The sequence below is a fragment of the Thiohalocapsa sp. genome (genome assembly GCF_022340605.1).
In the GTDB taxonomy this organism is placed as follows: Bacteria; Pseudomonadota; Gammaproteobacteria; order Chromatiales; family Chromatiaceae; genus Thiohalocapsa.
The window spans coordinates 1-19,468 of record NZ_JAJDNQ010000065.1; the positions used below are offsets into that span (position 1 = coordinate 1).

General features: G+C 69.6%; 17 protein-coding genes and 1 pseudogene. 6 read left to right on the plus strand and 12 right to left on the minus strand.

Annotated elements, in window-relative coordinates:
• Positions 1–624: pseudogene (locus tag LJE69_RS08450) on the minus strand (hypothetical protein); the annotation flags it as partial.
• Between the two features lie 164 nt (positions 625–788).
• Here LJE69_RS08450 and LJE69_RS08455 point away from each other — a divergent pair.
• Positions 789–1,841: a class I fructose-bisphosphate aldolase gene (locus LJE69_RS08455; RefSeq protein WP_296923869.1), complete on the plus strand. Its 1,053-nt coding sequence runs from the start codon at positions 789–791 to the stop codon at positions 1,839–1,841.
• A gap of 348 nt (positions 1,842–2,189) precedes the next feature.
• Here the strand turns inward: LJE69_RS08455 and LJE69_RS08460 are convergent, their stop codons facing one another.
• The 9 genes from LJE69_RS08460 to LJE69_RS08500 all read right to left on the minus strand — a co-directional run bounded on the left by LJE69_RS08460 (position 2,190) and on the right by LJE69_RS08500 (position 10,455).
• Positions 2,190–2,969 carry a dienelactone hydrolase family protein gene (locus LJE69_RS08460; protein ID WP_296923871.1) on the minus strand — a complete coding sequence of 260 codons (780 nt, stop codon included), beginning with the start codon at positions 2,967–2,969 and terminating at the stop codon, positions 2,190–2,192.
• A gap of 217 nt (positions 2,970–3,186) precedes the next feature.
• On the minus strand, positions 3,187–3,702 hold the full coding sequence (locus tag LJE69_RS08465; RefSeq protein ID WP_296923873.1) for a heme-binding protein: 516 nt from the start codon (positions 3,700–3,702) through the stop codon (positions 3,187–3,189).
• A 558-nt stretch (positions 3,703–4,260) separates the two neighbouring features.
• Positions 4,261–5,499 (minus strand): flavodoxin-dependent (E)-4-hydroxy-3-methylbut-2-enyl-diphosphate synthase, encoded by a 1,239-nt coding sequence (gene ispG, locus LJE69_RS08470; RefSeq protein ID WP_296923875.1) that lies wholly within the window; start codon positions 5,497–5,499, stop codon positions 4,261–4,263.
• Between the two features lie 249 nt (positions 5,500–5,748).
• A complete protein-coding gene (locus LJE69_RS08475) occupies positions 5,749–6,600 on the minus strand; it encodes a DUF4743 domain-containing protein (protein ID WP_296923876.1) in 852 nt (283 codons plus the stop codon).
• Positions 6,601–6,958: 358 nt separating this feature from the next.
• A complete protein-coding gene (locus LJE69_RS08480) occupies positions 6,959–7,363 on the minus strand; it encodes a secondary thiamine-phosphate synthase enzyme YjbQ (protein WP_296923878.1) in 405 nt (134 codons plus the stop codon).
• 72 nt (positions 7,364–7,435) lie between these two features.
• The gene (gene mazG, locus LJE69_RS08485) at positions 7,436–8,233 is read right to left on the minus strand and encodes a nucleoside triphosphate pyrophosphohydrolase (RefSeq protein ID WP_296923917.1); all 798 of its coding nucleotides are present in this window, start codon (positions 8,231–8,233) and stop codon (positions 7,436–7,438) included.
• 188 nt (positions 8,234–8,421) lie between these two features.
• A complete protein-coding gene (locus LJE69_RS08490; RefSeq protein WP_296923880.1) occupies positions 8,422–8,778 on the minus strand; it encodes a hypothetical protein in 357 nt (118 codons plus the stop codon).
• Positions 8,779–8,824: 46 nt separating this feature from the next.
• Complete coding sequence (locus tag LJE69_RS08495; protein ID WP_296923882.1) at positions 8,825–9,406, minus strand: hypothetical protein; 582 nt, start codon at positions 9,404–9,406, stop codon at positions 8,825–8,827.
• A gap of 332 nt (positions 9,407–9,738) precedes the next feature.
• Positions 9,739–10,455: a class I SAM-dependent methyltransferase gene (locus LJE69_RS08500; protein ID WP_296923884.1), complete on the minus strand. Its 717-nt coding sequence runs from the start codon at positions 10,453–10,455 to the stop codon at positions 9,739–9,741.
• A gap of 326 nt (positions 10,456–10,781) precedes the next feature.
• Between LJE69_RS08500 and LJE69_RS08505 the strand changes: the two genes are divergently transcribed.
• Complete coding sequence (locus tag LJE69_RS08505; RefSeq protein WP_296923886.1) at positions 10,782–11,315, plus strand: hypothetical protein; 534 nt, start codon at positions 10,782–10,784, stop codon at positions 11,313–11,315.
• Between the two features lie 302 nt (positions 11,316–11,617).
• Here LJE69_RS08505 and LJE69_RS08510 read toward each other — a convergent pair whose 3' ends face one another.
• Positions 11,618–13,129 (minus strand): MFS transporter, encoded by a 1,512-nt coding sequence (locus LJE69_RS08510; protein WP_367114646.1) that lies wholly within the window; start codon positions 13,127–13,129, stop codon positions 11,618–11,620.
• Between the two features lie 805 nt (positions 13,130–13,934).
• Between LJE69_RS08510 and LJE69_RS08515 the strand changes: the two genes are divergently transcribed.
• Entirely contained in the window at positions 13,935–15,260 is a 1,326-nt protein-coding gene (locus tag LJE69_RS08515; protein WP_296923890.1) for an alpha/beta hydrolase, read from the plus strand.
• A gap of 182 nt (positions 15,261–15,442) precedes the next feature.
• On the opposite strand, the gene cbiE is transcribed toward LJE69_RS08515, so the two are convergent.
• Positions 15,443–16,768, minus strand: coding sequence for a precorrin-6y C5,15-methyltransferase (decarboxylating) subunit CbiE (cbiE, locus tag LJE69_RS08520; RefSeq protein ID WP_296923892.1), 1,326 nt, complete (start codon positions 16,766–16,768; stop codon positions 15,443–15,445).
• Between the two features lie 132 nt (positions 16,769–16,900).
• Here cbiE and LJE69_RS08525 point away from each other — a divergent pair, with 132 nt between their 5' ends.
• From LJE69_RS08525 to cobJ, 3 genes are read left to right on the plus strand one after another with little or no spacing between them, the layout of a single operon-like run.
• Complete coding sequence (locus LJE69_RS08525; protein ID WP_296923894.1) at positions 16,901–17,557, plus strand: precorrin-8X methylmutase; 657 nt, start codon at positions 16,901–16,903, stop codon at positions 17,555–17,557.
• Positions 17,554–18,390: a precorrin-2 C(20)-methyltransferase gene (locus tag LJE69_RS08530; protein WP_296923896.1), complete on the plus strand. Its 837-nt coding sequence runs from the start codon at positions 17,554–17,556 to the stop codon at positions 18,388–18,390. The genes LJE69_RS08525 and LJE69_RS08530 overlap by 4 nt, the downstream gene beginning before the upstream one ends.
• Positions 18,387–19,166 carry a precorrin-3B C(17)-methyltransferase gene (cobJ, locus tag LJE69_RS08535; RefSeq protein WP_296923898.1) on the plus strand — a complete coding sequence of 260 codons (780 nt, stop codon included), beginning with the start codon at positions 18,387–18,389 and terminating at the stop codon, positions 19,164–19,166. Before LJE69_RS08530 ends, cobJ begins: the two co-directional genes overlap by 4 nt.
• Positions 19,167–19,468: the final 302 nt, after the last annotated feature.

Sequence of the window (19,468 nt, forward strand, 5' to 3'; positions counted from 1 at the left end):
GGGCTGGCCGGCGACGATGGCGGCGAGCTGCGCCTCGCGCACGCCGAGCCGGCGCCGCTCCGGGTCGTCGAGGAGGGCCAGGGCGGCGCTCTTGGCGTCGCCGCGCAGGCGGTACAGCGCCCGCACCTGGTCGGGCTCAAAGCTCACGCGCAACAGCTCGGCCGCAGGCGCGACCTTGTCGAGCGCGAGCCGCAGCAGCTCGTTCACGAGCGGCGCCGGCAGCGGCAGGCTGCCGAGCCGCGCTGCGGCAACGGCCGGGACGCCCGCGGTCTCGCGCAGCTCCACGTGCAGGTTGGCGTAGCCGAGGCTGCCGCCCAGCGGGAAGCTCCCCACGAGCGCCGCGCCGCCGCGGCCGAGCCGCACCCGCGCATGGCCGCCGAGCCGCCCTGCCCCAAGGTCCGCCATGGCGTTCAACTTGGTCGGGGTCAGGGTGAGGCGCTTGATGCCCGGGTGCTCGAGGTCGCTGGCCTTGACGAGCGCGGCGAAGCTGCGCAGCTCCGCGGGGGCGAGCGTGGCGTTGGCGGTCACCAGCGGCCGTGGCTCCACAACCAGCAGCAGCACCCCCACCGCGGCGATGGCGATGAAGGCGATCAACCCCAATAGTGCGGAGAGCAGCCGCAGCATCGATCCCGGACCTCGCGTCAGGTCAGCGGCGCGCCGCGACTGCGCATCGGCCGCCCGGCGGCGTCGGACGCCAGCTCAGGTGAACGGGGCAACGGGACGGGCGGCATGGACTACTCTCGGGAGACGCCGGAAGAGACAAGTTTCCATCCTATCGGAGGCTCAACATGACCGATATCGTGCAATTGCTGGGTGATGAGGCGCCGGATCTGCTGGAGCATCGTTGCGAGGGCATCCCGCAGTCGATGCTGCACCTGCCGGGGCCGGATTTCATCGACCGCGTGCTGGCCCAGTCGGACCGGCGCCCGGGCGTGCTGCGGAACCTCCAGGCGATGTTCGACCACGGCCGGCTCGGCGGCACCGGCTACATGTCGATCCTGCCGGTGGACCAGGGGGTGGAGCACTCCGCCGGTGCCTCCTTCGCGCCGAACCCCCTGTACTTCGACCCGGCCAATATCGTCGAGCTGGCCATCAACGGCGGCTGCAACGCGGTGGCCTCGACCCTGGGCGTACTGGGCAGCGTCGGCCGGCGCTACGCCCACAAGATCCCGTTCATCGTCAAGCTCAACCACAACGAGCTCCTGACCTACCCGAACATCTACGACCAGACCCTGTTCGCGGACGTGGAGCAGGCCTTCGAGCTGGGCGCGGCGGCGGTGGGGGCGACCATCTACTTCGGCTCGCCGGAGTCGCGGCGGCAAATCCAGGAGGTGAGCGAGGCCTTCCATCGCGCACACGAGCTGGGCATGGCCACGGTGCTCTGGGCGTATCTGCGCAACAGCGCCTTCAAGCACGAGGGTGTGGACTATCATACCGCCGCCGATCTCACCGGCCAGGCGAACCATCTGGCAGCCACCATCGAGGCGGACATCGTCAAGCAGAAGCAGGCGACGGTGGACGGCGGCTTCAAGGCCATCGGCTTCGGCAAGACGAGCCCTATCGTCTACGAGACCCTCTCCGGCGAGCACCCCATCGACCGGGTGCGCTACCAGGTGGCCAACTGCTACATGGGGCGCGCCGGCATGATCAACTCCGGCGGCGCCTCCAGCGGCGCCAGCGACCTGGCCGAGGCGGTGCGCACGGCGGTGATCAACAAGCGCGCCGGCGGCATGGGGCTCATCTCCGGGCGCAAGGCCTTCCAGCGGCCGATGCCGGAGGGCATCGGGCTGCTGAACGCCATTCAGGACGTCTATCTGTCCGATGCAGTCAGTGTCGCCTAAGCGACCCGTAACAGCACTTGTGCAGAGGCACGCCAAGTCTTGTGGGAGCGGCACTCTCGGTGCCGCGACCGGCGCCGAGGCAGCACACCAAGCCCCGCGCAACCGCCCGGTGTCAGCCAACCGCGCGGCCATCGTCGCGCCACAAAAGGCAGTGGCGCTCCCACACCGGCTCGCCTGAAGCCCCCCCTGATGGCAGCGCTTGTGGCGCGGCGCGCCAGCGTCTTGTGGGAGCGGCACTCTCGGTGCCGCGACCGGCGCCGAGGCAGCACACCAAGCCCCGCGCAACCGCCCGGTGTCAGCCAACCGCGCGGCCGTCGTCGCGGCGGGGACGCCGCTCCCACGGGCGGCTCAGTCCCCGAACAGCTCGTCGAAAAAGTCCTGCATCCGCTGCCAGGAGCGGGCGTCCGCCTGGGCGTCGTACTTGAGGTTCTCGATGCCATACTCGCCGGCGTTGGGATTGGTGAAGCTGTGGCGGGCGCCGCCGTAGATGTCCATCTCCCAGTTGGCGCCGGCGGCCTCCAGCTTGTTCTGGAAGTTGGTCACGATGTCGGAGGTGACGAAGCTGTCCGTCGCGCCGTGCAGCACAAGGATCTCAGGGCCGATCTTGCCTTTTGACTCCTCCGGTGCCGCCGGCAGCGAGCCGTGGAAGCTCACCACGCCCAGCACATCGGCGTCGCCATAGGCCATTTGCAGCACGGTGCCGCCGCCGAAGCAGTAGCCGATGGCGGCGGTCTTGTCCGGTTCCACGTACTCGCTGGCCTTGAGCTGATCGAGGCCGAGCTCGGCGCGGTGGCGCCAGAGCTCCACGTCGGCGGTGACTTCCTGCATCCAGTCCTGCGCCTGGCCCGGCTTGTCGGTGACATGACCGTTGCCGTACATGTCCGCGGCGAAGGCGACATAGCCCAGCTCCGCGAGCATGCTGGCGCGCTGCTTGGCGTAGTCGTTCAGGCCCCACCACTCGTGGATCACCAGCACGCCGGGGCGCTTGCCCTCGATGCTGTCGTCCCAGTACAGGTAGCCGGTGAGCGGCACGTCCTCGTCCATGTACTGGACGGCCTTGGACTGGACCTCGGCGAATGCCGCGTTGCTGGCGGCGAGCAGGATCAGCGAGGCGAGAATGATGCGCATGACTAAGACCTCCGGAGGATTCAGGTCGGGGTTGATGGGCACGGCTGTGGCCGACGGGGAGCCTCGGAACTCCTGAAGCAAACCTGCGTAGGTTGGGCGGCGGTATGAAGCCGGGCGCGGAGCCCAACATAACCGCCTGCTTGTCGGGCCTCCTACGTCGGCCCGACCTACGGCCGCCGCGTCACATGCAGCCGCGACAGGTTTTCTGCGCAGCCGCTCAGAACGCCATCTCCAGATCGTCGTGCACCGCGTCGACCCCGGCCTTGGCGCAGGCCTCATCGGTCTCGCCGGCGGGCGCTCCGCTGACGCCGACGCCGCCGAGCAGCGAGCCGCCCACTGAGACGGTCACGCCGCCGGGGGACATGACGAGGAAGTCCTGCCGGCCAACCGCCGTGTCCGCACGCTCGGCCAGCGCCGAGGTGTCGGCGTTGAAGTTCACCGCCGTGTAGGCCTTCTTGAAGCTGATGGGCACGGTGATGGGCGCGGCGATGGTGTCGCGCAGTTGCGCCTGCACCACGCCGTCACGGTCCACGACGGTCACGCCGATCTGGATGCCCTTCGCGCGGCAGGCGTCGATGCTGGCCTGGGCGATCTTCTGCGCCGTGTCCAGAGACATGCGCTTGACCGACACGGTCATCGGCTCCTCGGCCAGGGCCGGTGTTGCGGCGCCGCCGGCGACGATGGCAGCGGCCAGGACCGCGGTGGCAGAACGGGTGCGGTGCAAACGGGTCATGCGGAGACTCCTCTGTTACCGTGTCGTTGGGGATGGAGTGGATGCATTGGGCGTGCGGGGGATCATGCACGATCGGGCGCATCCGCGACCGGTACCCTGCCCCGCCGATGCGCCAAAGATGGGCATCCCGCCGCCGCAAGCAAAGAGGCAGCATCCTGCCGGAGCGCCGGCGTCTCGCCGGCTGCCGGAGCGCCGGCGTCTCGCCGGCTGTCGGAGCGCCGGCGTCTCGCCGGCTGTCGGAGCGCCGGCGTCTCGCCGGCTGTCGGAGCGGGGGCGTCTCGCCCCCGTGGGGGAGCAAGCAGTCAGCACAGCCGATGGCTCGGCGCACTACCGTGATCCCATACCGGCAGCTAGAAGCCGCGGGTCCCAGCGGCCGGCAAGATGCCGGCGCTCCCAGTAGCCGGCAAGATGCCGGCGCTCCCAGTAGCCGGCAAGATGCCGGCGCTCCCAGTGGCCGGCAAGATGCCGGCGCTCCCAGTGGCCGGCAAGATGCCGGCGCTCCCGGTGTCGGGCGGCGGCGAGACGGCAGATGTGGCGTCCTGGCCGACCGTCGCGCCCCTAGGCCCTCGGCCCTTCCCCTCGGTACCGCTCGGCGACGTACTCGTCCACCATCTGCTTGAAGCGCTCGGCGATGCCGGCGCCCTTGAGGGTGGTGACCTTTTGGCCGTCGATATAGACCGGCGCCGAGGGCTGCTCGCCGGTGCCGGGCAGGCTGATGCCGATGTTGGCGTGCTTGCTCTCGCCGGGGCCGTTGACGACACAACCCATCACGGCCACCTGCATGGTCTCGACGCCGGGGTGGGTCTCGCGCCAGACGGGCATCTGCTCGCGCAGGTAGGTCTGGATCTCCTCGGCCAGCTCCTGAAACACGGTACTGGTGGTGCGCCCGCAGCCGGGGCAGGCCGTCACCATGGGCGCGAAGGACCGCAGCCCCATGGTCTGCAGGATCTCTTGTCCCACCACGACCTCGCGGGTGCGGGACTCGCCGGGTGCAGGCGTCAGCGAGATGCGGATGGTGTCGCCGATGCCCTCCTGCAACAGCACCGCCAGTGCGGCGGTGGACGCGACGATGCCCTTGGAGCCCATGCCGGCCTCGGTGAGCCCGAGGTGCAGGGCATGGTCCGACCGCGCGGCGAGCATCCGGTAGACGGCGACGAGGTCCTGCACCCCGCTCATCTTGCAGGACAGGATGATGTGGTCGCGCGGCAGGCCCAGCTCCTCGGCGCGCAGCGCACTGCCGACGGCGGACTCCACCATGGCCTCGCGCATGATCGCTTCGGCTTCCTTGGGCGCCGCGGACTTGGCGTTGGCGTCCATCATGCGCACCACCAGGTCCGGATCCAGGCTGCCCCAGTTGACGCCGATGCGCACCGGCCGGTCGTAGCGGCAGGCAATCTCGATCATGGTGGCGAACTGGCTGTCGCGCTTCTCGCCGCGGCCGACGTTGCCGGGGTTGATGCGGTACTTGGCGAGCGCCTCGGCGCAGGCCGGGTAGTCGCTCAGCAGCCGGTGGCCGTTGAAGTGGAAGTCGCCAATCAGCGGGACGCCGACACCCATGGCGTCGAGGCGCTCGCGAATCCTCGGCACCGCCGCGGCGGCGGACTCGTTGTTGACGGTGACGCGGACGAGCTCCGAGCCCGCGCGCGCCAGCTCGGCGCATTGGGTAACGGTGGCCTCGACGTCGGCGGTGTCCGTGTTGGTCATGGACTGGACGCGGATCGGCTCGTCGCCGCCGACGCCGATGTCGCCGATGCGCACGGACACGGTGCGATGGCGTTGGATGGGGGAGGCGGTCATGGCTGCTCTCGTTGGTCTCAAGGAGACGCCGGTGATTGGGCACGCTTTGGCGCGGGAGATGGTGTCGCGGCGGGTGCGCTTCCACCCGCCGCGGCGACAGACAGTGGCGCGAAGCCTAGCACAGCCCCGGCCGGTCAACGGCGCGCCGGTTGGCCCGGCAACGCCGGGGCTCCCGCCGCGACTGCACCCGGGGGCGCCGAGTTGCACTCGGCTCGCCGCCGGCGCGGCCCTCGCGCAACCTGTCCAGACTCAGGGCAGGTTGGCACGCAGGCCGGCGGCGATGGCGAGGTAGTCCGGATGTGCCGGTGTCAGGAGCCCGTGCCGGATCAGGAAGTCGATGATGACCAGGTTGCAGTTGAGCTTGAAGTCGTCGCTGGTATCGACGATGTGCATCACCTCGGCCGCCGGCATCAGGTGAAACGACTCCACCTCGTCGTCGTTGCAGCGCGGCGTGATGTCGGCGGGCAGTTCCAGGTCGTAGCAGTAGATGGTGTCGGGCTTGAGGCCGCGGCTGGAGTCCCGGCAGTAGGAGACGATGCCGACGGGCCGGGCGCGGTCGGCGATCTCGGCCGGCAGCGATGCCTCCTCCCAGCACTCCTTGCGCAGGTTGTCGGCCAGGCCGATGCCCCAGGGCAGGCCGCCGGCGACGATGTGGTCCAGCTTGCCGGGCGCGACGCGCCGGCTGCGCGAGCGCCGGGCGACCCAGAGATAGAGACCGTCGTCACGCCGCACGAAGCCGTTCATGTGCTGGCCGAAGGCGCGGATGCCGAAATACGGCGCCACCGCCCGGTCCATGAGAAAGCGCGGCTCGCCGGCAGCGTTGAGCGCCGGATAGCGCTCGCCGTGCAAGTGGCTCACGAGGTCGCGCTGATCGAGGTCCACGCTAAGCGCGGCGAAGGCGTCGCCGCGGGCATCGAATCCCGCCGGCGCGGAGCGCCAGTGCAGCACATCGTCGGCCAGTGCAAAGTTGTCGCCCAGCCCCGCCAGCGCCCGCGCGAAGCGTCGCCGCACCCACCCGAGCCGCTCGCCCGCCACCACGAAGGGCTGGAAGTCCGCCGGCTGCCAGCGGTTGCAGGCTTGGATGTGGGAGAGGAAGGACATGGCGGGTTCAGTGGATGGCGGGCGATGAACGGCGTGATTCAGGCGTCTGCGGCCGCGCTCAAGTTGATGGAAGAAGTAGGAAGTACGGTGCGGCCGGATCGCGCGTCGAGGAGCGCGCTCCGCACTCCGCACCCCACACTTCGTACCGACCACGCCGACCGCCCCCTAGCCGCCGCCTGATACGCCTCGTCCGCCGTTGCAGCCAATTTTGCGGGGTGCCAACCTGGGTGGCGCCGGAGCCGAGGCGCCCGGCCGAAGTCTCTGCTCGCGGTCGTGGTCGGATGGCCGACAACGACAACGACAACGACAACGACAACGAATGCAAGATTAGGAGAAACGCTGCACTGCCTAAAACCGCTCAAACAGCCAATACCGTACAAACCACCCGCCGATCGCTGCGCGGCCCGTCGAACTCGCAGAAGAAGACGTTCTGCCAGGTGGAAAGTCCGAGCTGGCCGTCGATGATGGGGATGCTCTCGGACGGCCCGACGAGACCGGCCTTGAGGTGGGCATCGCCATTGCCGTCCTGGGCGTCGTGGCGCCAGACGCCGCGCGGCACGAGCTGGCGCAGCAACTCGACGACGTCGGTCTGCACGCTGTCGTCCCAGTTCTCCTGGATCATGACGGCGGCGGTGGCGCCCTGGGCGTAGACGTTGACGAGGCCGCTCTGGACGCCGCTCCTGGCGACGATGTCGCGCACCTGCGGCGTGATGTCTACGAGCACCTCGCGAGTGCGGGTGACGAGGCGAATGGTTTCGGGCATGGCGGGGCGGGGAAGTTCGGAGTGCGGAGTGCGGAGTGCGGAGTGCGGAGTGCGCGGCCGGCGGCCCGGCAGTCAGCGCTCCTCCGACTTCACGGTTTCCCAGAGGCGCTCCATCTCGTCGCGGTGCTCGGGGCCAGGCTGCTTGCCGGCCGCACCGAGACAGACCTCCACGCGCATGAAGCGGCGCTCGAAGCGGTGGTTGGCGGCGCGCAGCGCCTGCTCGGCGTCGACGTCCAGGTGCCGCGCCAGGTTGACGCAGGAGAACAGTAGGTCGCCCACCTCGTGCACCCGCTCCAGCGGGTCGGCCTGGGCGCCGAAAGTGGCCTCGCACTCCGCGAGCTCCTCGCGCACCTTGGCGGCGACGCCGTCGAGATCGTCCCAATCGAAGCCGACGCGGGCGGCGCGCTTCTGCAGCTTGTGTGCCCGCACCAGCGCTGGCAGGGCCTGGGCGACGCCTTCCATGACACTGGTGCGCAGGCGCTTGCCCTTGGCCTCGCGCTCGGCGGCCTTCATGGCCTCCCAGTTCTCCCGGACCTCCTCCTCGCTGGCCACCTCGGCGTCACCGAAGACGTGCGGGTGGCGGCGGACCATCTTGCCGGTGATGGAGGCGACCACATCGCCGAAGTCGAAGTCGCCCTGCTCCTGGGCCATGCGCGCGTAGATGGCCACCTGAAACAGGAGGTCACCGAGCTCCTCGCACAGCTCGGCCATGTCGTCGTTCTCGATGGCCTCGGCGACCTCGTAGGCCTCCTCCAGGGTGTAGGGGAGGATGGTGCGCGGCGTCTGCTGCAAGTCCCAGGGGCAGCCGTGCTCCGGGTCGCGCAGCCGCGCCACCACGGCCAGCAGCGACGCGACGCTGCGCACATCCATCGCGCGGACGTCGGCTGCTGTGGGTTCTGGCGGCACTTGGTCCTGTTGTTCGCTCATGGCAAGGTCGGCGTTAAATGGGCGTGGCATGGGCGTGGCATGGGCGTGGCATGGGCGTGGCATGGGCGTGGCATGGGCGTGGGATAGTTTCGCTCGGCGCAGAAGCTATGGGCGGAATCCGTGAATGCGATCTACGGCCGCACCAGCGCATCGAACAGCAGGCCGAGCAGCACCGCGGCGATGCTGCCCCACTTCCAGTAGCCGATGGGGATGCCGACCACCTCGCCGCGCCTGGAGCGGCTCGGGTCCTGGAGAATCCACCACAGGTGCGGGCCGGACAGGAACCAGGGGATGAAGCCGAACATCACCGGCACGCTGATCCACAGCGGCAGCGGCTCGTTCAGGTACACCAGCACCAGCAGCGCCGGCCAGCCGATGAAATAGCCCGCCGTGAGCTTGGCATCGAGGGTCTTCTCGCGCGTGAACGCGAACGCCACCACCGCGGCGACGCCCCACAGAGTCGCGATGGCGATGAGGATGATCCGCACGGCGCGCGTCCTCAGGCCCGGGCAGCGGCCGGCTCGGCGCGGCGGCTCATGGCAGCACCACCTCGGGCTCGGGTGGGGGCGGCGGCGGTGCCTGCTTGATCTTGCGCACCATGATGAGCGGGCTCACGGCCACGTCGACGAACTTCGCACAGTCGCCCGGCTGCGCCGTGAAGCGGTTCATGTCCTCACCGATGGCGCAGCGGCCGGGGTCCGTGATGCCGATGTAATCGATCTCGTTGCAGCCGATCTGCGTGAAGGTGACCTCCCGATACTGGCTCTCGGTGGGCTTCACCTCCGTGAAGTTGCGCGTGACGGCGTCATACTTGACGTTGCCGCGGATGTACGCGGTGAGACGGATGGACAGGTTGGTCACCTTGATGTCCAGGTTGTTGGTAAAGGTCATCCCGAGCAGGCAGGCGTCCGGAAACGCCTTCTTCATGTTAATGCTCACCACCACCGCCTTGCGGCCGGTATCGGTGACCGGGTCGCTACGGGTGATCTTCGGCGCGTTGGGATTCACTGGCGGCTCGACATGAAGGCCGACGGCGCGCTTGAAATCGTCCATGGCGCACCCGCCGGCCGCAAGCACGGCCAGCAGCGCGCTCACGTAGCAAAGCTGCTTGAACATAGACAACTCGGGACTGGCTGATCGGACAAACCTGCAAGGGATGCAAGGATACAGGAATCTCCCAAGGCCTCGCTGCCGCACCGGCCACATAGCAGCTCTTGTGGGAGCGGCACACTTGGTGCCGCGACCCGCGGCAAGGCAGCACGCCACGCCCCGAGTCGCTGCCAAGCGGCAGGCGACCGCCCAGCCGTCGTCGCGCCACAAAAGGCAGTGGCGCTCCCACGCCGACGCGCCTGGAGCAGTCGTTATGGGCGGTCGGGCCGACGCGGGCGGCCCGACCTGCGAAACCACGAGACCCTGCCTTGCGGGACCGATGGCCTGCCCGCTCCGCGTCAGTCGCCCGCCGGCTTGCGCAGCAGATCGAGCCGATGCGGCTTCATGAAGTGCGCCCCGTCCGGTGTCAGGTGCGCCTCGAAGGCGGCGCGGATCTGCGCCCGGCGGGCCGCGTCGACATCGAGCTGGGTGTGCGTCACCTCCAGGAAGCGCCCGGCGAAGCTCTCCCAATCCGGGTAGCTGCCGGGCACCTCGATGAAGACCTCCGCCTCGCTGCGGAACAGGCCGGCATCCACCGCCCGGCGCAAGGCATCGAAGGCCGCCTGCCGCACCTCGCGCTCGTCGTGGATCAGTGACATCAGCTCGTTGAACGGCCCCCAGTAGACGGGCTCCGAGAACAGCGCGGCGCCGCCGGGCTTCAGCACCCGCTGAATCTCGCCGAGCGCCCGCTCCATGCCGGTCACCGGCACGTGGTGCAGGGACTTGAACATGAACACCGCATCGAAGCTTGCATCCGGCGCGTCGATGGCCTCGGCGCCGCCGAGCACGAAGCGCACCGCCGGCAGGTCAGCGATGTGCAGGTTCTTCGTGTGCTGGACACGGTCCACCTCGGTGGCCACCACCGCGGCGGCGCCGAGCCGCTCCACCAGCGCACGGGTGGTGTGGGCGGCACCGCAGCCGAGCTCCAGCACGCGCGCGCCGTGGATGTCGAGCAGGTCGGCGACGGCGTCGATCTCGCTTGCGGTTCGGTACAGGTCGGGGGCGTTCAGTTGCATGATCGGATGTGAAGCGGGAGCGTCGGATACGGGCGATGAGGGGCGGGAAATGGGGGCGGCATTTTGCCTGTCCAGCGGGCACGGGCTCGGACTGTGACCCTGCGCCTTTGTTGGCACCAGCGCGCGGCGAGACCAGGCGACAGCACCCGAGGAGCAATACCGATGGTCCCGGGGAGAGGCCCGACTGTCAGATTTCTTTACACGAATAATGGACAGGGCCGGTCAATCCGTTACTAGATTGAAATAAAACATCATCTTATGAATTACGGCCCGGCTTTTGCGAGAGCACGACCAAGGATTGACCTGACTGGTTGGATGTCAAAGCCGTGCACGGAATTCTCAGGACTCGTACTTCGACCCTCGCGCTGACCATCGCCCTTGGCGCATCGCCGTCCATCGCCACCGCGGTAGACGACCTGGCAGACGGCAGCGGCGGTGGCCCCGGCACCATCCTCGCCGGCACCATCGTCGCCAGCCACTACGTTTTTTCCGAACCCGCCAGTACAGCAAGCCGACAAGGCGTCGTCGAGCTCGACTCGGACATCCTGGGCATCCTCACCGCGACGGCCACGCTGGAGGATAGCGACTTCCTGAGCAGTACCGGCGTAACCTACCTGAATCCGGACCTGCGCGGCCTGGAGGGGGTCGACAGCGTCACCAGCGCCGGGCGGCGCCGGATCGAGGCGACCTGGACGGCGAGCTCGCCCGGTAGTTTCGTCCGGGTGCTCACCGCGTTCTCGCCCGCGGCGGCACCCAGCCCGGCGACGGTCGGCCTGCTTGGCCTGGGACTGCTCTGGATCGGCTGGCTGCACCGCGACCGGCGGGCGGGCCGCACCGACGACCGTCGCAGCCACCACTGACCACCCCGAAACGGACTTCACGGCCGCACCCAGCCGCGATCCCGCGGCCGCAGCCGATCATCCTGCCAACTGGCTTCGACCCGAGAGCGGCAACTCGTCAACGCGGGCATCGATCCTGGCGGCCCAAAGGCGCGAGTGCGCCTCGTCTTTCTCGGGGCGGCGGGCTGACGCAGTTACTGTCCTGCGAAGACGCGTTGCCGCCGAACGCGTTTCGGCGACGCTGTTGGCACGGATGTGAGCGCTGCCGGACTCGTTCTCAGCCCGCGCGCCGCCAGAGTCCTCCTCGCCGGCGACCGCGCCGACTACGAGTCGGCGCTCCCAGCGCCGGCGCCCGCGGAGGTACGGATGGCGAGCTTGCGGCCGGCGAGCCAGACGAGGATCAGCACGGGCACGCCGATGAGGGTGGTGAAGATGAAGAAGCCAGGGTAGCCGATGGCGTCGACGATGCTGCCGGAGTAGCCGCCGAGGGTCTTGGGCAGCAGGGTCATCAGCGACGAGAAGATGGCGTATTGGACGGCCGTGAACTGGACGTTGGTGAGGCTGGAGAGGAAGGCGACGAAGGCGGCGCTGGCGAGCCCGGCGGCGAGATTGTCGGCGGATACCGTCGCGTACATCATCGGCACGTTGTGGCCGGCATAGGCGAGGGCGACGAAGGCGAGGTTGGTGGCGGCGGACAGCGCCGCACCGAGCATCAGGATGCGCATGACGCCGAAGCGGGTCGCCAGCAGGCCGCCGAGGAAGCCGCCGACAATGCTCACCAGCACGCCGAAGGTGTTGACGGCCTTGGCGATCTCCGGCTTGGTGAAGCCCAAATCCTGGTAGAACACGTTGGCGATGACACCGAGCACGATGTCCGAGATCCGATACAGCCCCACCAGCGCCAGCAGCAGCAGCGCGGTGGCGAGCCCGTAACGGCGGAAGAAGTCCAGCACCGGCGCGATCCACGTCTCGGCGGCCATGGCCCGGTCCACGAGACCCACGAGCACAAGGGCCGTGCCAACAAGGCCAGCCATCGTAATCGCGATTGCGAGGCGCAACGCTTCCGCCAGCAGGGACGTGAATGCACCACCACCAAGTGCATTTTTCAGTGCCGAGAACGCCTCGCCGCTCGCGAAAAATGTTGCAACAAATGCCGCCGCCGCACACACAAATACCACCACCAGCCGCGCATAGCTGGACGCGGGATAGGGGTAGTCCAGCTTGCGGTTGCGCGCCGGCTCCGGCATCACGAGCGTGGTGACGATGCCCACCAGCATGGTGCCGGCCATGATGGCGTAGGTCAGGCTCCAGGCGTTGTAGACGTAATGGTCCGCCGAGGACAGGAAGACCGCGGCCAGGAACAGCGCACCGGCACCGCTGGCGACCATGCCGATGCGGTAGCCGACGATGTAGGCGGCCGAGAGCATGCCCTGTAGCTCGGGCGGCGCGGACTCGATGCGGTAGGCGTCGATGCAGATGTCCTGTGTCGCCGCGGAAAAGCCCAGCATCACCGCCGCCAGCGCCATGCGCACCAGGGCATCGCCGCCGGCCGCGGGGTCGATGGACGACATCAACAGGATGGCCGTGACGATGGCGAGCTGGGCCAGCAGCAGCCAACCGCGCCGCCGGCCGAGGCGCCGCGTCAGCCAGGGCAGCGGGAGCCGGTCCACCAGCGGCGCCCAGACGAACTTGAACGAGTAGCCGAGCGCGGCCCAACTGAAAAAGGTCACGGCGTGGCGCTGGACACCGGCCTCGCGCAGCCACAGCGACAGCGATGAGAAGATCAGCAACAGCGGGATGCCGGCCGAGAAGCCCAGGAACAGCATGGTCACCACCCGGCGGTCGCGGAAGGCGGCGAACGCCTCGGTCCAGCGGTGATCCCTCGTTGCTGCTTCGCTTCGCTGCTCGAGTGGTGGACCTCCTCGTCGTTGCGAAGAAGACGCTGCGGCGGAGGCGGCCGCGACATCCACGTCCACGGCAACGTTGACGCTCACTCGATCGATGCTCGATGCGTTTGAAAGGCTCGATTGCTTCGCCATACGGACTAATCGCGACCCTAACGGTGCTGACTGGACAATTCGGGCATGGCTCAGAGCTTGTGAAGAAAACCCGGATAGGCCGGGCCGAAGAACGAAGCCCGATCCGGCGCGCGGGATAACGCCCTAGTCGTCGGGCCTCCTTCGTCGACCCGACCTTCCATAACGGCCGCGCCAGGCGGACCGGCGTGGGAGCGCCACTGCCTTCTGTGGCGCGACGACGGCTGATAGGTTGCCCGGCGCTTGGCGGTTCCCCGGCGCGTGGTGTGCTGCCTTGCCGCCGGTCGCGGCACCAAGAGTGCCGCTCCCACGGAAGCCGATCTCACAAGAGCCGCTCCCACGAGAGCCGCTACAACAAGAGCCGCTACAACAGCCGCCTGGCACAAAGCCGCAATGGAGTTTCCTCACAATTTCCCAGTGGGCAGGCATGCTAACCCGAATCCACCGCCCGCCGAGCGGCGGAGTCCGATCCCGGCGGACATTTCGACGGTATTGTGACTTCGGGCTTTCACCGCTTGGCGCCCGGGCAGCGATCTTGCTACAGGCGTCGCTGCCGTAGAATGCGGCGCTGGCCTTCCCCCACCAGCCGCAAGGGACAAAGCCCATGCCCGACCGACGCCCGGCAATCGCGGTCCTCGCCGCGCTCCTGCTGCTCGCCGGCTGCGCGACCCAACCGCGCCAGCTCATGCCGACCCCAGTGGTCTACCAGGAGCCGGGCGGCGAGCCGGTGCTGACGCTGCCGGCGAAAATGCGCAGCGCGAGCACCGACGTGGACCTGCTCTACATCACCGACCGCGGCCGGCAGACGGACCCGGAGAGCGACCTGCCCTACGGCCAGGACCGCTCGCGCCGCCTCATCTTCGGCAGCGTGCGAGTGAAGATCGGCACCAACGTGCCCTGGCCGGTGCTGGAGCGCGAGAGCCGCCTCGGTAAGCGCACCCGGGACCTGCCGCTGTCGCTCGGTCGCGTCGAGGAGCTGGGCAGCTTCCCGAAGGAGCCCTATGCGATCCGCCTGGGAGCGCAGGGCTACGTCTTCCGTGACCAGGGCGTGCTCGCGCGGCACACCGCCGCGCGCCGTCAGCTCCAGCGAGAGGTGCAGCGGCGCCTCGCGCACTCGCCGCGCAAGGAGGTCATGCTCTACGTGCACGGCTTCAACGAGACCTTCACCACCGCGGCCTACACCGCGGCGGACCTGTGCCACTTCCTCGGCCGCGAGCCCGTGTGCGCCTTCTTCACCTGGCCGGCGTCGTCCACCGGCAACTTCCTGATCTCCTATACCAACACCACGGAGTCCGCCGACTACGCAGTCAATCACCTCAAGAAAACGATCCGCGCCCTGGCGACAACACCGGGCGTGGAGCACGTGCAGTTGCTCGCGCACAGCCGCGGCACGGCACTGATGCTGAACGCGGTGCGGCAACTGTTCACCGAGGCCGTCGCCGCCGGCAAGGAACCCGCGGACGTGCTCAAGATCGACAATGTCGTCTTCTTCTCGCCCGACATCGACGTCGACGTGGGCTCCCAGGAGATCACCGCCTATGCGTCCGACCCGGACCTGATCTCGGTGTGGCCCAGCGGGCGGCTGCCGCGCTCCATCAATGGCCGCTTTACCGTCTACTCATCGCCCAGTGACCGCGCGCTGCTGGTCTCCCGCATCCTGTTCCGCAGCAACCAGCGCGTCGGCAACCTGCGCGCGGAGGACATCAGCTTCGACACGCAGAACTACCTTGCCAAGCTCGGCAACATGGACCTGATCGTCTACGAGGGGAAGCGCACCGACGCCTTCGGCCACTCCTACTTCACCACCAACCCGCGCGTCAGCTCCGACGTCATGGAGCTCCTGCGCTACGGCAAGAAGCCCGGCGACCCCGGCCGCGACCTGGTGCAGGTGGGGCCGGTGGTGTGGAAGTTCCCGGCGCAGCCGAAGTAGCGAACGGCACCGTGGGAGCGGCGTCCGCGCCGCGATTGCCGGCCCCGTATCGCGCCGGGGACGGCGCTCCCACGGCGTACCGCCCCGGCGCTGCCCGTGGGAGCGGCGTCCGCGCCGCGATTGCCGGCCATCGTTATCGCGCCGGGGACGGCGCTCCCACGGCGGGCTGCCCGACCGGCGCGTCACGCCCAAGGCTTCTGTGCGACCAGCACGGTGATGGGCAGCGCCGGCCGCCAGGCATCGAAGCGGCCCAGGGGCGCCGCGTCGGCCACCTGGATACGGCTCAGCTCGCCGCCGATCCGCGCCCGCAGCGCCACCAGCGCCGTCTCGCTTTGCAGCGTTACGGCGTTGGCGACCAGCCGCCCGCCCGGGCGCAGCGCCGCCCAGCAGCGCTCGGCGACGCCGTCCGTCGTCAGCCCGCCGCCGATGAAGACGGCGTTCGGCGCCGGCAGATCGGCCAGGGCGGCCGGTGCCCGGCCGGCGACGACCTCCAGATCCGGCACGCCCAGCGCCGCGGCATTTTGCGTGATCATCCCGCGGCGGGCGGCGTCGGGCTCGATGGCGATGGCGCGGCAGCCGTCGTCCGCGCGCATCCATTCGATGCCGATGCTGCCACAGCCGGCGCCCACGTCCCATAGCAGCTCGCCCGGCCGCGGCGCGAGGCGGCTCAGCGTCACCGCACGCACGTCGCGCTTGGTGAGCTGGCCGTCGTGAATGAAGGCGTCGTCCGGCAGCGCGCTGCGGCGCGCCCGGGCCGGCGCCCCCGACGCCCCTGCCACGGCATGGCAGTGGACGGCGACGAGGTTGAGCGGGTCGATGTCGATCTCCGGCCAGGCGTCCGCGCTGGCCTCGATGCACCGCTCTGCCGGGCCACCGAGACGCTCGAAGACCGTCATCCGGCTCGCGCCGTAGCCGTCGCCGCGCAGCAGCGCCGCCAGCAGACCCGGCGTCTCCCGGTCCGCCGACAGCACGATGAGCCTAACGCCGTCGCCGAGATGCAGGCGCACCCGCGCCAACCCGAGCAGCCGGTCGGGCGCCACCGGCCGCAGCACCCGCACGTCCTGCAAGGCCCAGCCGAGCCTGGCAGCCGCCAGCGCCGCCGAGGACACCGCCGGCAGCACCCGATACTCGCCCGGCGGCAGGCGTTCCGCGAGCTTGGCGCCGGCGCCGAACCACATGGGGTCACCGCTCGCCAGCACACAGACGGTGGTGCCACGCAGCGCCAGGACGCGCTCGAAGGCGACATCGAAGGGCTGCGGCCAGGACTCGCGCCGCTGCTGCTCGCACTGACCCTCGAGCCACGCCGGCAGCAGGGCCAGGTGGCGCTTGGCGCCGAAGACCACCGCGGCGGCGGCGAGCGCCCGCTGCCCCGCGTCGCCGAGCCCGGCGAGACCGTCCTCACCGATGCCGACGATGGTGAGCCAGCGCGGATCAGTGGATTGGGGGTCCTGGGGATCGGGTCGCGGATCGGCCGTGGTGGACAAACGTGGAGCTGATTGCGGGTTCATTGACATGGCTTCGTGTCCGGGTACGCCGGGTTGCTGGTGGTCGCCGGCGGCAAACGGTAACATTAGAAGTTTTCGCGAACGGGGCAGGGCCAGGCCGTCCCCGGACCAGACAGGCCGCCCGGACCAGCGCAGATGCTGCCATACAACCGCGACGCCCACGCCATCTACCGCGAGTCCTTCGCCATCATTCGCGCGGAGGCTGATCTCTCCCGCATTCCGCCGGACCTGGAGCCGCTCGCCGTGCGCGTGGCCCATGCCTGCGGCATGCCCGACGTCATCGATGATCTCCTGTTCTCCGCCGGCGCGGGCGACGCCGGCCGGGCGGCCCTGCAACGCGGCGCGCCGATCCTCTGCGACGGGCGCATGTCCGCCGAGGGCATCACCCGCGCGCGGCTGCCGGCAGACAACGCCGTCATCTGCACCTTGCAGGACCCGCGGGTGCCGGACCTCGCGAAGCACCTCGGCAACACCCGCACCGCCGCCGCGCTGGAGCTGTGGCGGGAGCACCTGCCCGGCGCCGTCGTGGTCATCGGCAACGCGCCGACGGCACTGTTCCGACTGCTGGAAATGCTCGACGACGGCGCACCGCGGCCAGCGCTGATCCTGGGCTTCCCGGTAGGCTTCGTCGGCGCGGCGGAGAGCAAGGCGGCGCTCGCCGAGGACAGCCGCGGCGTGCCTTATCTGACCTTGCGTGGCCGCCGCGGCGGCAGCGCCATGGCCGCGGCGGCGGTGAACGCGCTGGGGCTCGACCCCTCCCACCAGCCGGGCGCGGGGCATCGCACAGCATGAGCCCGTTCGACTCCCGCCCGGGTGCCCGGCTCGTCCACTTGCCCGTCGGCCTGACCGGCGATCAAGCCGGCGACCAAGCCGGCAAAGACCACACCCCGGAACAGGCCGTCGGCCGCCTCGTCGGCATCGGCGTCGGCCCCGGCGACCCGGAGCTGCTGACGCTGAAGGCGCTGCGGCTGCTGCGTGCGGCGCCGGTGGTGGCCTACTACGCCGGGCCCAAGAAGCGCGGCAACGCCTTCACCACGGTGCAGGACTTCCTGCGCGAGGAACAGATCCTGTTGCCGCTGGTGTACCCGGTCACCGGCCGCATCCCGCCGCCACCCTTCGACTACGAGGGCGTCATGCGCGCCTTCTACGACGCCTCCGCCGAGCGCATTGCCGCGCACCTCGGCGCCGGCCGCGACGTCGTGACCCTATGCGAGGGGGACCCGTTCTTCTATGGCTCCTTCATGTACCTGCACGACCGCCTCGCCGGGCGCTTCCGGGCGGAGATCGTCCCCGGCGTCTGCTCCGTGCTGGCCAGCGCGGCGGCACTGGGCACGCCGCTGGTGTACCGCGACCAGACCATGCTGGTGCTGGCGGGCACGCTGCCGGAGGCGGAGCTGGAGCGCAGGCTCCGCGATGCGGACGCCGCCGCCATCATGAAGCTCGGCAGCAACTTCGAAAAGGTGCGCCGGGTGCTGACCCGGCTCGGGCTGGCGGACCGCGCGCATTACGTGGAGCGGGCCACCATGCAGGACCAGCGCATCCGCGCGCTGGCGGACATCGACCCGGCATCGGTGCCCTACTTCTCCATGGTGCTGCTGCCGGGCGCGCGGTGGCAGGGCGCATGAGCGCGGACATGCCGGCGGCCAGCCGGGGCAGCCTCACCGTCGTCGGTCTCGGCCCCGGCGATCCGGCATTGCGGACACCGGCGGTCACCGAGGCCCTCGACGCCGCCACCGACATCATCGGCTACCGCACCTACATCGACCTCGCCGGCCCGTTTGCGCCCGAGCAGCGTGTGCACGCCTCAGACAACCGCATGGAGCTGGACCGCGCCCGCCACGCCTTCGACCTCGCCGCCACCGGCGCCCGGGTGGTGATGGTCTCCTCGGGCGACCCGGGCGTCTTCGCCATGGCCGCCGCGGTGATGGAGGCCCTGGACCACCCCGAGGACCCCGCCTGGCACCAGGTACAGCTCAGCGTGCTGCCCGGCGTCACCGCCGCGCAGGCCGCCTCCGCACTCGCCGGCGCGCCGCTGGGCCACGACTTCTGCGTCCTGTCGCTGTCCGACAACCTGAAGCCCTGGGCCGAGATCGAGCTCCGTCTCGCGCTGATGTGCGAGGCGGACCTGGTGCTGGCCCTGTACAACCCCCGCTCCAAGGCGCGCCCGGAACAGTTCCGCCGCGCCGTCGCGCTGATCCGCGGCCGCCGCGCACCCGAGACCATCGTCGTGCTCGGCCGCGACATCGCCCGCCCCGGCGAGCAACTCACCGTCACCACCCTCGCCGATCTCGACCCAGATCAGGTGGACATGCGCACCGTCGTCATCGTCGGCTCGTCACGCACCAAGCGCATCGAGCGACCCGACGGCGGGTGTTGGGTCTACACACCGCGGCACTACTAACCCCCCGGGAGCGCCGGCATCTTGCCGGCAACCGGGACCGCCGGCCTCTCGCCGGCAACTGGGACCGCCGGCCTCTCGCCGGCAACTGGGACCGCCGGCGTCTCGCCCCCGGCCCGGAGTCACTGCCATTGAGCCAAAGCGCACGCCGGCAATCATTCACGCGGTCATCCAGATTCGTCGATAGCACGAAACTGCCCACACCAACCCCACCCTGCCCCCCAATCCCACATCGGCGGCTGGAAGCCGCCCTTCCCAGAAGCCGGCAAGATGCCGGCGCTCCTGCAAGGTCTCGACGACCGCGC